At 64.0% G+C, this 14,498-nt stretch carries 11 protein-coding genes and 2 pseudogenes; 8 read left to right on the forward strand and 5 right to left on the reverse strand.

The features are described from left to right. Positions 1-5: 5 nt before the first annotated feature. Positions 6-1,328: a malate dehydrogenase (quinone) gene (gene mqo / locus AYK61_RS25085; RefSeq protein WP_121873503.1), complete on the reverse strand. Its 1,323-nt coding sequence runs from the start codon at positions 1,326-1,328 to the stop codon at positions 6-8. A 70-nt stretch (positions 1,329-1,398) separates the two neighbouring features. Here mqo and AYK61_RS27115 point away from each other — a divergent pair, with 70 nt between their 5' ends. From AYK61_RS27115 to AYK61_RS25115, 5 genes and pseudogenes are all read left to right on the forward strand, one after another. Further along, positions 1,399-2,061, forward strand: a complete 663-nt coding sequence (locus AYK61_RS27115) for a TetR family transcriptional regulator (protein WP_183130545.1) — start codon at positions 1,399-1,401, stop codon at positions 2,059-2,061. 97 nt (positions 2,062-2,158) lie between these two features. Further along, a pseudogene (locus AYK61_RS25100) lies at positions 2,159-3,598 on the forward strand (aminobutyraldehyde dehydrogenase). Further along, complete coding sequence (locus AYK61_RS25105; protein WP_121873505.1) at positions 3,595-5,532, forward strand: primary-amine oxidase; 1,938 nt, start codon at positions 3,595-3,597, stop codon at positions 5,530-5,532. Before AYK61_RS25100 ends, AYK61_RS25105 begins: the two are co-directional and overlap by 4 nt. A gap of 28 nt (positions 5,533-5,560) precedes the next feature. Beyond that, entirely contained in the window at positions 5,561-6,415 is an 855-nt protein-coding gene (locus AYK61_RS25110) for a universal stress protein (protein WP_121873506.1), read from the forward strand. Beyond that, on the forward strand, positions 6,408-7,925 hold the full coding sequence (locus AYK61_RS25115; RefSeq protein WP_121873507.1) for an APC family permease: 1,518 nt from the start codon (positions 6,408-6,410) through the stop codon (positions 7,923-7,925). The genes AYK61_RS25110 and AYK61_RS25115 overlap by 8 nt, the downstream gene beginning before the upstream one ends. 10 nt (positions 7,926-7,935) lie before the next feature. Here the strand turns inward: AYK61_RS25115 and AYK61_RS25120 are convergent, their stop codons facing one another. Together AYK61_RS25120 and AYK61_RS25125 are read right to left on the reverse strand one after the other, a co-directional pair. Beyond that, entirely contained in the window at positions 7,936-8,703 is a 768-nt protein-coding gene (locus AYK61_RS25120; RefSeq protein ID WP_183130546.1) for a MerR family transcriptional regulator, read from the reverse strand. An 18-nt stretch (positions 8,704-8,721) separates the two neighbouring features. Continuing rightward, complete coding sequence (locus tag AYK61_RS25125; RefSeq protein ID WP_121873509.1) at positions 8,722-9,933, reverse strand: MFS transporter; 1,212 nt, start codon at positions 9,931-9,933, stop codon at positions 8,722-8,724. A 16-nt stretch (positions 9,934-9,949) separates the two neighbouring features. On the opposite strand from AYK61_RS25125, the gene AYK61_RS25130 reads away from it, so the two are divergent. Further along, the gene (locus AYK61_RS25130; RefSeq protein WP_259468278.1) at positions 9,950-11,350 is read left to right on the forward strand and encodes a transposase; all 1,401 of its coding nucleotides are present in this window, start codon (positions 9,950-9,952) and stop codon (positions 11,348-11,350) included. Between the two features lie 27 nt (positions 11,351-11,377). On the opposite strand, the gene AYK61_RS25135 is transcribed toward AYK61_RS25130, so the two are convergent. Both AYK61_RS25135 and AYK61_RS25140 read right to left on the reverse strand, forming a co-directional pair. Then, positions 11,378-11,659: a hypothetical protein gene (locus AYK61_RS25135; RefSeq protein WP_147458403.1), complete on the reverse strand. Its 282-nt coding sequence runs from the start codon at positions 11,657-11,659 to the stop codon at positions 11,378-11,380. A gap of 101 nt (positions 11,660-11,760) precedes the next feature. Beyond that, positions 11,761-12,377: pseudogene (locus AYK61_RS25140) on the reverse strand (TetR/AcrR family transcriptional regulator C-terminal domain-containing protein). A gap of 82 nt (positions 12,378-12,459) precedes the next feature. On the opposite strand from AYK61_RS25140, the gene AYK61_RS25145 reads away from it, so the two are divergent. Both AYK61_RS25145 and AYK61_RS25150 read left to right on the forward strand, forming a co-directional pair. Beyond that, positions 12,460-13,446, forward strand: a complete 987-nt coding sequence (locus AYK61_RS25145) for a nitrilase-related carbon-nitrogen hydrolase (RefSeq protein ID WP_121873511.1) — start codon at positions 12,460-12,462, stop codon at positions 13,444-13,446. Beyond that, entirely contained in the window at positions 13,443-14,489 is a 1,047-nt protein-coding gene (locus tag AYK61_RS25150; RefSeq protein WP_259468279.1) for an agmatine/peptidylarginine deiminase, read from the forward strand. Before AYK61_RS25145 ends, AYK61_RS25150 begins: the two co-directional genes overlap by 4 nt. Positions 14,490-14,498 lie beyond the last annotated feature (9 nt).

Here is a 14,498-nt window from a genome sequence, read left to right on the forward strand (position 1 = left end):
ACAGGCTAGCCGCTGAGCAGCTCCCGCATGTGAGAGTCCCACTGTCGTTCCGGGAAGCACCGAGTCAACAGCTCGATCATGATGGGCACGGCCGTGGACGCACCGGGCGACGCGCCGAGTACCGCGGCAATCGTGCCATCCTGCGAGGCAACCACTTCGGTGCCGAACTGCAGCGCACCGTCCTTCACGATCTGAGCGCGCTGACCGGCGTTGGTGATGGACCAGTCCGCCGATTCGGCGTACGGCAGAAATTCACGCAGGGCCGCGATCTTCCTGCTTCTCGTGGCGGTCAACTCGGAGAGCAGCAATCCGATCAACGGAGTGTTCTTGCGGGCCATCGACAGCAATGAGCCGATGTTGTCCCTACCGACCGATCGCGGAAGGTCCAGCATCGATCCGTGTTTCAGAAACTTCGGGTTCGCCCCGGCATACGGTCCGAACAGAATCGAACTCCGGCCGTCGACGATGCGAGTATCCAGGTGCGGCACCGACATCGGCGGAGCTCCGAAGGATGGCATCCCGTACACCTTGGCGTGGTGCCGATCGACCAGCTCGGGTCGATCGGAGCGTAGGAACTGTCCGCTGATCGGCAACAGTCCGTAGCCTCGCGCCTCGGGAATTGCAGCTCTGCGCAGCAACTTCAGAGCCCAGCCACCGGCTCCGACGAACACGAAGCGAGCGCGCTCCACCGGTCGACCGCCGCGTACGTCGAGTCGCCAGGATCCATCGCGATCCTGACTCAACCCTCGCACTTCACGGCCGGTCTCGACGCTCGCGCCTGCGACCTCCATGGCCTCGAACAGCTGCCGCGTCGCTGCACCGAAGTCGACGTCGGTACCCGTCGCATCTCGGGTCGCCGCCCACTGCCCCGTCCTGCCCTCTGCCACGAGCGGTGCCCATTGCCGAAGTACTGCAGCGTCTTCGGTGTACTCCATCGCCTCGAACAGCGGGTGCGCGCGCAACGCACTGTGCCGTGCGCGCAGAAACTCGACGTTGTCGGCACCTCGTACGAGCGTCATGTGCGGCACCGGGCGCACGAAGTTCACCCGAGGAAGCGTCGACCAGAAGCGACGGGTAGTCGCGAACTGCTCGGCGATCCCCACGGCTCGATCGATGTCGACGGACCCGTCGGATCGCAGTGTCGTGTAGTTGGTCTCGCACAGTCCGGCATGACCGGTTCCGGCGTTGTTCCATCCGGCGGATGCTTCCGCTGCCACGCGAGGCAATCGCTCGAGCACCCGAATCGACCAGCGCGGTTCCAGTCGCTGCAGCAGTGTCCCGAGCGTTGCACTCATGATTCCGCCGCCGACGAGGATGACGTCGTCCATTTTCCGCCCCTTTCTCGTACTAAGTACAAGTCACGCTAGCACCGACTCGTACACCTGTATAGTTATGCCGATGCCCCGCCTGACCAGGACTGCCGTCGTCGATGCCGCACTGGACGTCGCATACCGTCGCGGACTGGACTCGCTCACCATCCGCAAGATCGCCACCGAACTCGGCGTCTCCCCCATGGCGATCTACTGGCACGTCGAGAACAAGGACGAGCTACTCGACGCCATGGGCGACCGCGTCTGCCAGGACCTCGAGATCACCGTGGATCCCACCGCCGCGTGGTGGGACCAACTGCGCACCGTGCACGAGGACTTCATGCGCGCCCTGCGCGCACACCCGGGGGCCGCGACTATCGTGGTGCCGCGAATGCTGTTCTCTCCCAACAGCAGAGCCGCGATGGAACTCAGCCTGAAGCTCCTGCGTGAGGCCGGCTTCTCCGTTCCCGACGCCACCCAACTCGCCCGCCAGGGTGTTCGGGTCGCCATTTCGCTGATCACGGAGCCTTTGTTCACCGGTCTCGATGTCGAACCGGAGCGTCGGGCACACGTCGAGCAGGAGGTGGCGTCGACGATGGAATCCCTCGATCCCCAGGAGTTCCCGAACATCCTCGCTGCCGCCCCGCATCTGGCCGATGCCACGGCTCGGGCAGCGTTCGAGAAGCTCGGTCTCGACACATTCATCGCGGGCGTCCGGGCCCTTGCCCGGGAGAAGGACATTTCGTCCTGATCGAAAGGAAGCCACTGGACATCTTGTCGGGTGGCGAAGTCTCGTCCGTAGGTGCAGGCTTTGCAGAACCGAAACAGTCGACGCTAGGGGTTCAGTGATGACGGTGCCTGTCCTGCAGAACTACATCGACGGGGCGTTCGTGACGCCCTCGGGCACCGAGATGCTCGATGTGGTGAGTCCGGTGGACGAGTCGATCGTCGCCCACTCCCCCATCTCCGACGCCGCCGATGTCGATGCTGCGATGTCGGCCGCCGCCAGTGCATTCGAGACCTGGGGCAAGACGACGCCGGGCGAACGGCAGAAGGTGCTGTTGAAGCTCGCCGACGCCATCGAGGCGCACAGCGACGAGATCGTCGAAGCGCAGAGCCGCAACACCGGTCAGCCCAAGGCCACCATTGCCGCCGAGGAAGTCACCGTCGGTGCCGATCAGATCCGATTCTTCGCAGGCGCGGCGCGGATGCTCGAAGGCAAATCGGCGGGCGAGTACATGGACGGCTTCACCTCCTATGTTCGACGCGAACCGATCGGTGTCGTCGGTCAGGTGACGCCCTGAAACTACCCGTTCATGATGGCGATCTGGAAGATCGGTCCTGCGTTGGCCGCCGGCAACACCATCGTGCTCAAGCCGAGTGACACCACCCCCGAAAGCACGCTGGTGCTGGCGAAGCTCTCGAAGGGCATCGTCCCCGACGGCGTGCTCAACATCGTTCTCGGCAACGGCGGCACCGGAGCGGCCATCGTGGAGCACAAGACTCCCGGCCTGGTATCGATCACCGGTTCGGTGCGCGCCGGCATCGCTGTTGCCGTGGCCGCCGCCAAGCAGCTCAAACGAGCGCACCTCGAACTCGGCGGCAAGGCACCGGCAATCGTGTTCGACGACGTCGACATCAGCAAGGCCGCCGACGGTATCGCCGAGGCCGCCTTCTTCAACGCCGGTCAGGACTGCACCGCCGTCACCCGCGTCCTGGTACACGAGTCGGTGCACGACGCCCTCGTCGATGCCCTTGTCGCCAAGGCGAAGACGCTGAAAGTCGGCCTCCCCGACGACCCCGATACCTTCCTCGGGCCACTGAACAACGTCAACCACTTCGGGCAGGTGAGCGCCAAGGTCGAGGGCATCGGCGCGCATGCCACCATCGTCACCGGCGGCACGCGCATCGGCGACAAGGGCTTCTTCTTCGAGCCCACCATCATCACGGGCGTGCAGCAGTCCGACCCCATCGTGCAGGAGGAGACGTTCGGCCCGGTGCTCACGGTGCAGAAATTCACCGACGAGGCGGAGGCCATCGCGCTGGCCAACGACGTCGACTTCGGCCTCGCATCGAGCGTGTGGACCTCCGATCATGCACGTACACTGCGTATCTCGGCAGCTCTGGACTTCGGAGCCGTGTGGGTCAACTGCCACATCCCACTGGTGGCCGAAATGCCGCACGGAGGATTCAAGTACTCCGGCTACGGCAAGGATCTCTCGGCCTACGGGGTAGAGGACTACACCCGCATCAAGCACGTCATGAGCTCGACGGAGACTCTTCGATGACCTTTCATCCCCTCGATCCCCTGTCCAGCGACGAATTCGCCGCCGTGGCCGAGGTTCTCGGCCGCGATCACGGCGTCGGCGACGGCTGGCGCTACGCCTCGATCGAAATGATCGAACCCGCCAAGTCCGAGATCGCCGCGTTCGACGCGGACGGCACCGTGCCTGCGCGTCGAGCAGTCTCGGTGGTGTTGAACCGCAACGAGAACACCACCTTCAAGGCCGTGGTGTCGCTCGACGACCGCACCACCGAATCGTGGACACACATCCCCGACGTGCAGCCCAACTTCACCGTCGACGAGTGGGAAGAGGCCGACGCGGCCCTGCGTGCCCACCCCGATGTGATTGCTGCCCTTGCCGATCGCGGTATCACCGATCTGGATCTGGAGTTCATGGACACCTGGACCTACGGCGAGGCGGTGACGCCCGAGAAGTACAAGGGTCGACGCCTCGGCTGGTCCGACACGTGGGTCAAAGCTGCGGAGGGTGCCAATCCCTACGCCGGACCGGTGGGCGGATTCCACTGCGTGATCGACGTGAACACGATGGAATTGCTCGAGATCGAGGACACGTATCGCGTCGAGCGGCCGGAGATCATGGGCGAGTACGTCCCTCGCCATATCCCGGAGCGAATCAGGAATTCGAGCACACGTCCACCCTTGAAGCCCCTCGAGATCACTCAAACAGATGGGCCCTCGTTCGAGCTCGACGGCAACGAGTTGACGTGGCAGAACTGGTCGCTGCGGGTGGGATTCAACTACCGCGAGGGCATGACGCTGCACGCCGTCAACTACAACGACAACGGCAACGTGCGGTCCGTGGCGAATCGAATGTCGTTCGCGGAGATGGTCGTTCCCTATCGCGATCACACCGAGGATCACTATCGGCGCACCGCGTTCGACATCGGCGAGTGGGGCCTGGGCTTCATGACCACCTCGCTCGAGCTCGGCTGCGACTGTCTCGGCGAGATCCGGTACCTCGACGCGGTGCTGCACAACAGCAAGGGTGAGCCGTACACGATCACCAACGCGATCTGCATTCACGAGGAAGACAACGCCGTGCTGTGGAAGCACGTCGATCATGACGCCGGGGCCGAGGTGCGACGGATGCGTCGACTCACGGTCAGCTTCCATGCCACGGTGGCGAACTACGAGTACCTCGTCTACTGGCGGTTCTATCAGGACGGCAACATCGAGTGCGAGGTCCGTGCGACGGGCATCATGGTCGTCACCCACTTCGACGAAGGCGGCTCCCATCCGTCCGGAACGCTGGTCGACAATCGGACCTACGCGCCCTATCACCAGCACTTCCTGGTCGCCCGGCTCGATCTGGACATCGACGGCACCGAGAACACCGTGTACGCCAGTGAGACGCAACGGGTTCCGATGGGCCCCGACAATCCTTACGGTCTCGCGCTGACTCAGGTCAACACCCCTCTCACCACCGAGTCCGAGGGCAAGCAGGATTACGACTGGAACACCCAGAAGGCATGGAAGGTCGTCAACGACAACGTCACCAACGGCCTCGGCACCCGGCCCGCCTACAAGTTGGTTCCGGGAGCGGCGATCCCGTCCATGTTCGATCCCGCGTCGCCGATCTTCCAGCGCGCCCAGGTGATCGGCCACACCGTCTGGGTCACCCCCAATTCGCCCGACGAGCGTTGGCCCAGCGGCGAGTTCGTCAACCAGAGCGGCGTCGACCACGGACTGCCGGAGTGGACCGAAAAGGATCGCAGCATCGAGAACACCGATGTCGTCGTCTGGTACACCTTCGGCATCCATCACATCACTCGGCCGGAGGACTGGCCGGTGATGCCCGCGGATACGGTCTCGTTCTGGCTCAAGCCGTTCGGATTCTTCGATCGCAATCCCTCGCTCGACGTCGTGGCGTCGGAGCAGAAGCATTGCCACACCGATCCCGGTAGCACCTGTCATTAGCTCGCCCGACTTCAGGGAAGGTCCGCCCATGCGTCTGATCGTGGGATACCAGGCAACACCGAGCGGCGCGGACGGAATCGCCCTGGGCGCAACGCTCGCGCGTTCGCTGCACGCATCGCTGGACATCGCTCTGGTGCTGCCGCAGGAGCGTCCGGTGCCGTCCAAAGCGCCGGTCGAGGCGGGGTACGACGACATCTTGATCGACCAGGCCACCGAATGGTTGGCCGAGGCACTGAAATTGGTGCCCGAGGATGTGCAGGCACGCGCGCACCTGTTGTTCGACGAGTCCTTCGCACAGGGCCTGCTCGACGCAGTCCGAGAATTCGATGCGTACATGATCGTCGTCGGTGCGGCCGGTGACGGTCTGCTCGGACGCCATTCGATCGGTACCGTCACCAGCGATCTGCTGCACGTGGCGCATGTGCCGCTCGCGCTGGCTCCGCGGGGGTATCGACATTCTCCGCCGCAGCGGATTCGGGAGATCACCTGCGCCATCGGAAATCGGCCGGGGGCAGCAGAACTCGTCGAGGCAGCCACCGACCTGTCCGTCACCGCAGAGTTGCCGCTGCGTCTGCTTTCCCTCGTGTCCGCCGAAGAGCAATCGACACGGGGACAGAGTGGTCTCGCCAAGGCCGAGGAAGTGCTGCGTACCGTGCAAGCGGAATTGCCCGCGGGATCGGACGTGCAGCTGAGGGTGGCGGTGGGCTCCGGCATCGAGAAGGCCGCTTCTTCGCTCGACTGGCACGACGGCGACGTGTTGATGGTGGGGTCGTCTCGACTCGCACAACCTCACCGTCTCTTCCTGGGATCGGTTGCCGCCAAGATGCTTCGGGTCGTTCCCGTTCCGATGATCGTTGTTCCGAGAGAGGCCGGCGATGAATGAGCACAAGGTAGTCGACGTCGAGTCCAAAGGCCTGTCCGCCGGCCAGCTCGGGTTGCTCGCCAGTGTGGTCCTGGGCATCTCGACCATCGCACCCGCGTACGCACTCACCGCGTCGCTCGGCCCGACGGTCACCGAGGTCGGGGTGCACCTGCCCGCGATCTTCATCGTCGGCTTCATCCCGATGTTGTTGGTGGCGTTGGGCTATCGAGAGCTCAACGCGGCCGAACCCGACAGTGGCACGTCGTTCACATGGGCGTCGAAGGCGTTCGGTCCGTACGTCGGCTGGATGGGTGGGTGGGGCCTGATCGCGGCCACCATCATCGTGCTCTCGAACCTGGCCGGAGTGGCCGTCGACTTCTTCTACCTCTTTCTCGCCCAGGTCACCAGCAACGACTCCTTGGCCGACCTGACCGGCAACAAGCTCGTCAACATCGTCACGTGCCTGGTGTTCATGGCATTGGCGGCGTGGCTCTGCTACCGCGGAATGCAGGAGACCAAGCGTGTGCAGTACACGATGCTCGGCTTCCAGCTGCTGGTGATGGCATGGTTCATCGTGGCGGCATTCGTCAAGGTCGGTGCGGGCGACGGGGCCCAGGACATCTCGTTCAGCCTCGACTGGTTCGACCCGTTCGGCATCCCGAGCTTCTCCGCCTTCACCGCCGGCCTGTCGCTGTCGATCTTCATGTACTGGGGCTGGGACGTCTGCCTGACGGTCAACGAGGAAACCTCCGGCAGCGCAAAGATTCCCGGCCGCGCAGCGCTGGTCACGGTGTTCTTCATCATCGTGCTCTACTTGCTCACCGCAGTGGCGACCCTGCTCTTCGCAGGCACCGGTGACACCGGAAACGGACTGCAGAATCCCGACACCACCGACAACGTGTTCGCCGCCCTCGCCGGGCCGGTGATGGGTCCCTTCGCGATCCTGCTGTCCCTGGCCGTGTTGAGCAGCTCCGCCAGTTCACTGCAGGCCACGTTCATCTCACCGGCCCGCACGTTGCTCGCGATGGGCCACTACCAGGCCCTACCGAAGCGGTTCGCCTCCATCACAACGAGATTCAGCACTCCGGGCTTCGCGACGCTCGTCGCAGGCGGCGCGTCCGCCGGCTTCTATGCCGTGATGCGGGTGGTGAGCGACAACGTTCTCACCGACACCATTGCCGCTCTGGGACTGATGATCTGCTTCTACTACGGCATCACCGCATTCGCCTGTGTCTGGTACTTCCGCGAGGACTTGTTCACCAGCACCCGGAACTTCTTCTTCAAGTTCTTGGCACCGCTACTCGGCGGGGTCGGGATGGCCGTGGTGTTCGTACAGACCTCGGTGGACGCCTGGGACCCCGAATTCGGCAGCGGCTCCTCGCTGTTCGGTATCGGGATGGTGTTCCTCATCGGCGTGGGCATCATCGTTCTCGGCATGGTCGTCATGGCGGTGGTAGCACTGCGCAAGCCGGAGTTCTTCAAGGGCAACATCCTCCGCCGCGATACTCCGTCACTGATAGTCGAAGACTGACTGTCCCTCGTCAGTCTCGGGAATCCTTGACGCCGCGCTCCTGCAGGCCTTGCATGATCAGCTCGCCGACGCGCACCCAGGCAGGCCGGTCGGCCCACTGAGCCTCGAGCAGTGCGTTGGCTCGCGGGTCGTCGAGACCGCGCTCGAACGACCACTCGAGGGCACCACCGTCCCAGGCGTTCACCATCCACTCGACCGTGTCGTCCGCGAGCTCCTGGATCCGTGGATCCTCCGGTTCGAGCTCGGCTGCCCGAAAGGAGCGCACCATGAGTGCCAGATAGCCCGGGTCCCGGAGCATGACGGCACCGAATTCCTCCAGCCAGGGATCGAGCCTTGACCGGTAGACGGCATACGTCAGCACCCAGGCATCGCGATAGTGATCGACAACGTCGGCGTCGATCCCCGATTCGCGCAGGTGCTCGATCAAGCCGACGATCAGATCGGGCAGAACCAGCGCGTCGCCTGCACGCAGCAGCCTGAGTCTGTCGCGATCCTTCTCGAGACGTTCGATCCTGGTGCTCAGATCGGCGTCGATCTCGACCAAGGCCAGGTCGAGGGATTCCTGCGAGGCGTCGAGTAGCTCGTGGACGCGTGCCAGCGGCACACCGGCCGAGGCAAGAGCAACGACGCGTGAGAGCCGCAGGACGGCCTCCCCGTCGTAGAGGCGGTAACCGGAGGTGTCGCGTTGCGGCTCGTCCAACAGCCCCTGCTGGTGGTAGAACCGGACGGTTCGGGTCGTCACTCCCACGTAGGAAGCCAGCTCACCGATGCGCAGCATGGCGACCATTCTTGCCGATCAACCGTCCACTCCGGCAGAGTGCGGCACCGGTTCGGTCAGTTCACGCGCACCCGGACTCAACACGGCGTAGGCGGCGACGGCGGTCCACCCGACTCCCATCACGACGGCCCCGAGAGCGAGATCACCGCCGAGGAGCACCACCGACATCAGTCCCAGCCCCATCGGACCCGCCACGAGCCCGCTCATGTTCAGCCAGCCGAGGACGCGCCCCCGGACATCTGCGGGGACCTGTTCGGCCACGTAGACATTCCAGATCGGACCGAACAGCCCGGATCCGAGACCCATCACGAGCATCCCGGCCGCGACGATCCAGAACCCCTGCAGCTGTGCGAACAGCCAGATGCCGATCGTCATCGCTGCCATTCCCGTCACGAACGTGGCCCGTCGCGATCGGGCGGCCGAAAAGGCGAACAAGGCCGATCCCGCCAAGGTACCGACGGCGAACGCCGACATGGCCAGGCCCAGCTGACCGGGTTCGCCGATCTCGTTGAAGTGGCCGGGCAGGAGCAGGCTGATCATCGGCGGGGTGACCAGACTCGCAAGGAACGCGAACAGCAGCATCGCGCGCAGCGCGGGCGTGCGATGGATCAGGTCCAGCGCACTCCCCGACCCGGCGGCGCCGGTCGCGAACGCCTGCCCCACGACCGGAACCAACGCCGTCAGCACCGCAGCGGCCGCCGACGAGGCGGCGGTGACGGCAACGACCTCGATCGGATCGAACATGCTCAACAGCAGACCCGCCAGAGCCGGCCCGGCCAGGAACGCCAGCGAGAAGCCGGTCTGAAAGAACCCGGCCACCGCCGTGACCGACGTCCCCGAGATCGACGCGACGTCGGCGAGCATCGCCTGACGAGCCGTCATCCCCGGCACATCGAAGACAGCGCCCGCAACTCCCAGCACCACGAACCATGGCACCGACAACCCCACTGTCGCACTCACCACGATCAGGCCGAATACCGCAGTCGCGCTACCGAGATCGGAGACGACGGCCACGTTGCGTGCCCCGAATCTGTCGATCAGCCGACCACCGGCGAACGTTGCCGGCACCGCAGCGATGCCCGCTGCCGCAGCGATCAGACCTGCCGACGACAGGCTTCCGGTCGTCGCCAGCACCAACCAGGGCAGGACGATCGTGATGGCCGAGTTGCCGAAAAGCGACAACGAAGCGCCACCGATGTACAGCGGGACAGCAAGACGGATGCGATTCATGACTCGATGATCGGCATTGACGTTGCGTCAAGGTCAAGATGAACATGCCCGACGCCAGCGTCTGAGTCGAATCGAAGACCGTCCGAAACAGCATGTCGGTGCAGAAGGTAATCCCGTTGGCGATCTCGTAAGGTTTGATCATGAAATCGTGCGTCGACAGGTGGGACTATCGTGGCAGCGCAAATCCGCGGAACGTATCCACATCCATTCCCGGCGAGCCGGTTTCGTGACGTACTCCGGAACTGTCGAAGCCGACCATCACCAGTTCGTGGTCGGGTCACAATCCGCGGAGACCTACGAACCAGCTGTCACCGGCAGCGTCATCGAAATAGGACGGAATTTCGTCACTGTCATGACAGGTGTCGCGTACGGCCCGGTGACGGTGACGGTCGAACTACTCACCACCGACCCCGGGGACCCCAGCGCCGGAGCCGAGTGGGAGATCATCGAAGAAGCCACCGTCAAGGTGAGCAAGCCGTTCCGAGTCGTCACCCTCGATGGCGAGATTGCGCACGATTTTCCTGTGCTGCCGATTACGAAGGGTCTCAACACCTTTCGAGTCAGCGCGCAAGGTCGAGATGTGAAACCTGGCCTGACCGTCACCGAGCCCACCGAGTCGTACCTCGTCCAGGTCTGGAAGGTCACCCAGCCTGCCGCTCTGCGACGACTCCACAAGAGCGACACGGTGTGGAACGACGACATCACCGTCCACAAGGTCAGAAGCTGGTGGGACCCCGATCCCGTCGCAGACGCGACCCTGTACATCAAGTACGGCTACGAATACATGGCGAACCAAGTAAAACAGGACGCGATCAACTGGGGCGGGCGACCGCCCACCGACAAGCTCAACCGCGCCTACGCTTCCAAACAGTTCGCATTTCACGACAGGATGCTCGTCGACGCACTAGCGCGCGCCCGCGCACCGAAACTTCGCAAGATCGCGGCGTGGGCCGTGCGCCGGTCTTACACGCTGGCCGGTATCGCAGATATCGACTGGATTCGTGCCGGACTCGAGGCGTTCGAGAAGGACACCACGCTCCCAGCGCCGTTCGACGACCGGCACAGCATGAATGTGCTGGACGCCTTCAACTCAGACACTCGCATCCAGCTCTGGATCACATCGGAAAGCGGCGAACAGACCCCGACGGCGGCAATGGTAGCGATGAATGCTTTATCCGATTCCAGCGGGGACGAGCCGTTGGCGGCCCTGTTCTCCGCTCTGGAATCCTTGCTGAAGGTGCAGCACCGGGTCGATCACCCGGACCTGTTGTCATTCCAAAGGAAGGAGTACGACTATGCGGGACTCATCTCCGAAGTGCGTCGGGAGTTCTTTCCGAAACTGGCCCCCGCCGACCAATACGAACGTTGGATCGGCCACACGGTCGACGAAATCCTGCAAGCGGGTGCAGGGCAGTGACGGATCGTATCTCGACCTACTGCTCGCTCATAGGCTAGGCCACTTGTGCTGACGAGCATCCTCTCTGTAGTAGAGGAAGAACGCCGAACCAATGATCGGCAATAGCCAAGCTGCCAGAATCGAAATCGCCGTACGCCGCGCGTTCAGAGGTGGCCCGGCGGCAGCAGACACATAGGCAGCAAGACCGAACCACAGCAACACCAGAAGCAAACCGATACCCATCTTCACGAAGAATGCGTCAAATCCAGCGTCGCAGACGCCAGCGTTCACGCACTCACTGAAACCAGCTTCGGCTAGAAAAGGGCTCACAGCTCCAGGCTAGCCCGCGCACATGACTGCAGTTGCGAAGAAGATAGAAGCACTCGAGTACGTCAGCTGAATCCAGCTGAGCTGCAGTTGCTTCCAGAGAGTCAGCCGTCGAGTATGTCCGGGTGCCCGGGATCGAGCCCCATCAGAAGCGCCTGCAGCCCGAACTCGAAGGCATCCTCGGACCGCTCTTGCAGTTCCCCGCGGTGTCCAGTGCAGCTTTCAGTTCCGGCTCCACGTCGCGGCTGCTGCGCCACGGTGCCTCGGGAGCTGCCAGATCCAGCGCCGAACCCAACACATAACTGTCGAGCACAGTGATGATGCGGAGCACGTCGGCGGGCGCGAAGCCGGCGTCTGTCAGCACCCGCGCCAACGTGTTGTACATCCCGAACGCAGCACTACTGTTCACGGCCTGAGCCGTCAGCAGTGGAATCAGCCGCGGGTAGCGTCCGTAGCTGTTTCGGTAGCCGCGCGCGATGCAGGCGAGCGCCTCACGCCACGGCACACCGACCTCCGGCATCGCCACCTCGGACATCGCCCGCCCTCGCAGCAACTCGATGATCTCGTCGCGTCCGGACACGTGGTTGTAGAGCGAGGACGGACTCACTTTCAGCTTCTTGGCCAGCTGAGGCATGGTGAATCCACCCGACTCTTCGACGAGAGTCAGGGCCGCCGTCGTGATGCGATCGAGGTCGAGCAGGGGTGCCGACGGTCGTCCCACAGCATTTCTCCCGTATCTGTTGCGTTCGAGGCAGACATCCACGATACTTAACGAATCACATTCGTTTTAACAGGAGATCAGCATGCTGACACTCACCAATCTCACCGCCCCCGAGGCCCCCACTCGCACCACCCCGACCGATCGGGCACCGCTCCGCGTCGGACTGGTGCAGCATCGCTGGAACCCCGATGCCGCGGCGTTGAAGGCCGAACTGCTCGACGCCATCGCCGCAGCGGCGGACCTCGGGGCGAAGGTCGTCTTCCTGCCCGAGATCACCCTGTTGCGCTACCCCGCCGACACCCGCGCCGGAGCCAACCCGGGAGGCGAGGCCGAGGATCTGCTGACCGGGCCCACGTTCACTCTCGCTGCCGAGGCCGCAGCAACGAACGGCATCGTGGTCCATGCCTCGCTGTACGAGAAGTCCGAGGCCTCAGACGGATTGGGGTTCAACACCGCCATCATGGTCTCTCCGACGGGCGAATTGCTGGCGCGAACCCGCAAGCTGCACATTCCCATCTCGGCCGGATATTACGAGGACACCTACTTCCGGGCCGGTCCCGCCGAGGACCCGTATCCCGTGTACTCCCCGGCGGAACTCGGCGGTGCCAGAGTGGGCCTGCCCACCTGCTGGGACGAATGGTTCCCCGAGGTCGCGCGCAGTTATGCACTCGGCGGCGCGGAGATTCTCGCGTATCCGACGGCCATCGGGTCCGAGCCGTCGTTCCCGGCATTCGACACCCAACCGCTGTGGCAGCACGTCATCGTCGGCCACGGCATCTCGAACGGCCTGTTCATGGTGGTACCCAACCGCTTCGGCAACGAAGGCGAGATAACCTTCTACGGCTCGTCGTTCATCTCCGATCCCTACGGCCGCATCCTTGTTCAGGCACCCCGAGACGAATCGGCCGTCCTCGTCGCGGATCTCGACCTCGATCAGCGTCGAGAATGGTTGGAGCTCTTCCCGTTCCTACTGACACGCCGACCCGACACGTACGGCCGCCTCACCGAGCCGGTGAACGCCGACGCACCGTACGGTGACGGACACGCTGCGACGCCGGTGATCAAATGACCACCACCGCAACGACGTTCACGATGCCGTCCGAAACCGCCCCGCAGGACAAGGTGTGGATGGCATTCCCGTGCGAGGGCTACTCCCTCGGCGACGACCCGGAGGCCAAGCACGAGGCCCGCTCCACGTGGGCTGCCGTCGCACACGCTGTTGCCGAGTTCGAGCCGGTGACCGTCGTCGTCGATCCGGCCGAACGCGCCGTCGCATCGACATACCTCTCGCGCGATATCGACATTGTCGAAGCACCGTTGAACGACGCCTGGATGCGCGATATCGGCCCGACATTCGTTCATGCACAGGACGGTTCGGTCGCCGCCGTCGACTGGGTCTTCAACGGCTGGGGTGCACAGGACTGGGCGCAGTGGGACAAGGACAGCCGTATCGGCGAGTTCGTCGCCAATCAGGCTGCAGTACCGCGCATCACGTCGTCGATGGTCAACGAGGGCGGCGGCATCGCGGTCGACGGCGCAGGTACGGTGCTGGTGACCGAGACCGTGCAACTCGATCCGGGCCGCAACCCCGGGCTGTCGAAAGCCGACATCGAAGCGGAACTGGCACGAACCATCGGCGCGCAGCACGTCATCTGGCTGCCGCGCGGACTGACGCGTGATTCCATGCGTTTCGGTACCCGCGGACACGTCGACATCGTCGCGGCCATCCCGTCGCCGGGAACGGTGTTGGTGCATCGGCAATACGATCGGGCTCACCCCGACTACGAGGTCGGCTCACTGATCGTCGACGCACTGCGTTCCACCCACGACGGCTCGGGCGAGGACTGGAACATCGTGGAGGTGCCGGCTCCGCGGACACTGCGTGATGCCGAAGGCTTCGTCGACTACAGCTACATCAATCATCTGGTCGTCGACGGCGGCGTGATCGCCTGCAGTTACGACGACCCGTCCGACGCCGAAGCTGCAGCAATCCTGCGCGAGGCGTACCCGGGCCGGGACGTGGTGACCGTGGACGCGAGGCCGCTGTTCGAGCGCGGCGGCGGAATCCACTGCATCACCCAGCACCAGCCTTCGGCGAAGGATCTCAGCTGACGGTTGCGT

The sequence above is a fragment of the Rhodococcus sp. SBT000017 genome, from assembly GCF_003688915.1.
In the GTDB taxonomy this organism is placed as follows: domain Bacteria; phylum Actinomycetota; class Actinomycetes; order Mycobacteriales; family Mycobacteriaceae; genus Rhodococcoides.

Coding starts and splice junctions, on each gene's coding strand:
- AYK61_RS25110 (WP_121873506.1), top strand. CDS start 5,561: ATGCGTCTGATCGTGGGATACCAGGCAACACCGAGCGGCGCGGACGGA.
- AYK61_RS25120 (WP_183130546.1), bottom strand. CDS start 8,703: ATGCTGCGCATCGGTGAGCTGGCTTCCTACGTGGGAGTGACGACCCGA.
- AYK61_RS25115 (WP_121873507.1), top strand. CDS start 6,408: ATGAATGAGCACAAGGTAGTCGACGTCGAGTCCAAAGGCCTGTCCGCC.
- AYK61_RS25145 (WP_121873511.1), top strand. CDS start 12,460: ATGCTGACACTCACCAATCTCACCGCCCCCGAGGCCCCCACTCGCACC.
- AYK61_RS25125 (WP_121873509.1), bottom strand. CDS start 9,933: ATGAATCGCATCCGTCTTGCTGTCCCGCTGTACATCGGTGGCGCTTCG.
- AYK61_RS25150 (WP_259468279.1), top strand. CDS start 13,443: ATGACCACCACCGCAACGACGTTCACGATGCCGTCCGAAACCGCCCCG.
- AYK61_RS27115 (WP_183130545.1), top strand. CDS start 1,399: ATGCCCCGCCTGACCAGGACTGCCGTCGTCGATGCCGCACTGGACGTC.
- mqo (WP_121873503.1), bottom strand. CDS start 1,328: ATGGACGACGTCATCCTCGTCGGCGGCGGAATCATGAGTGCAACGCTC.
- AYK61_RS25105 (WP_121873505.1), top strand. CDS start 3,595: ATGACCTTTCATCCCCTCGATCCCCTGTCCAGCGACGAATTCGCCGCC.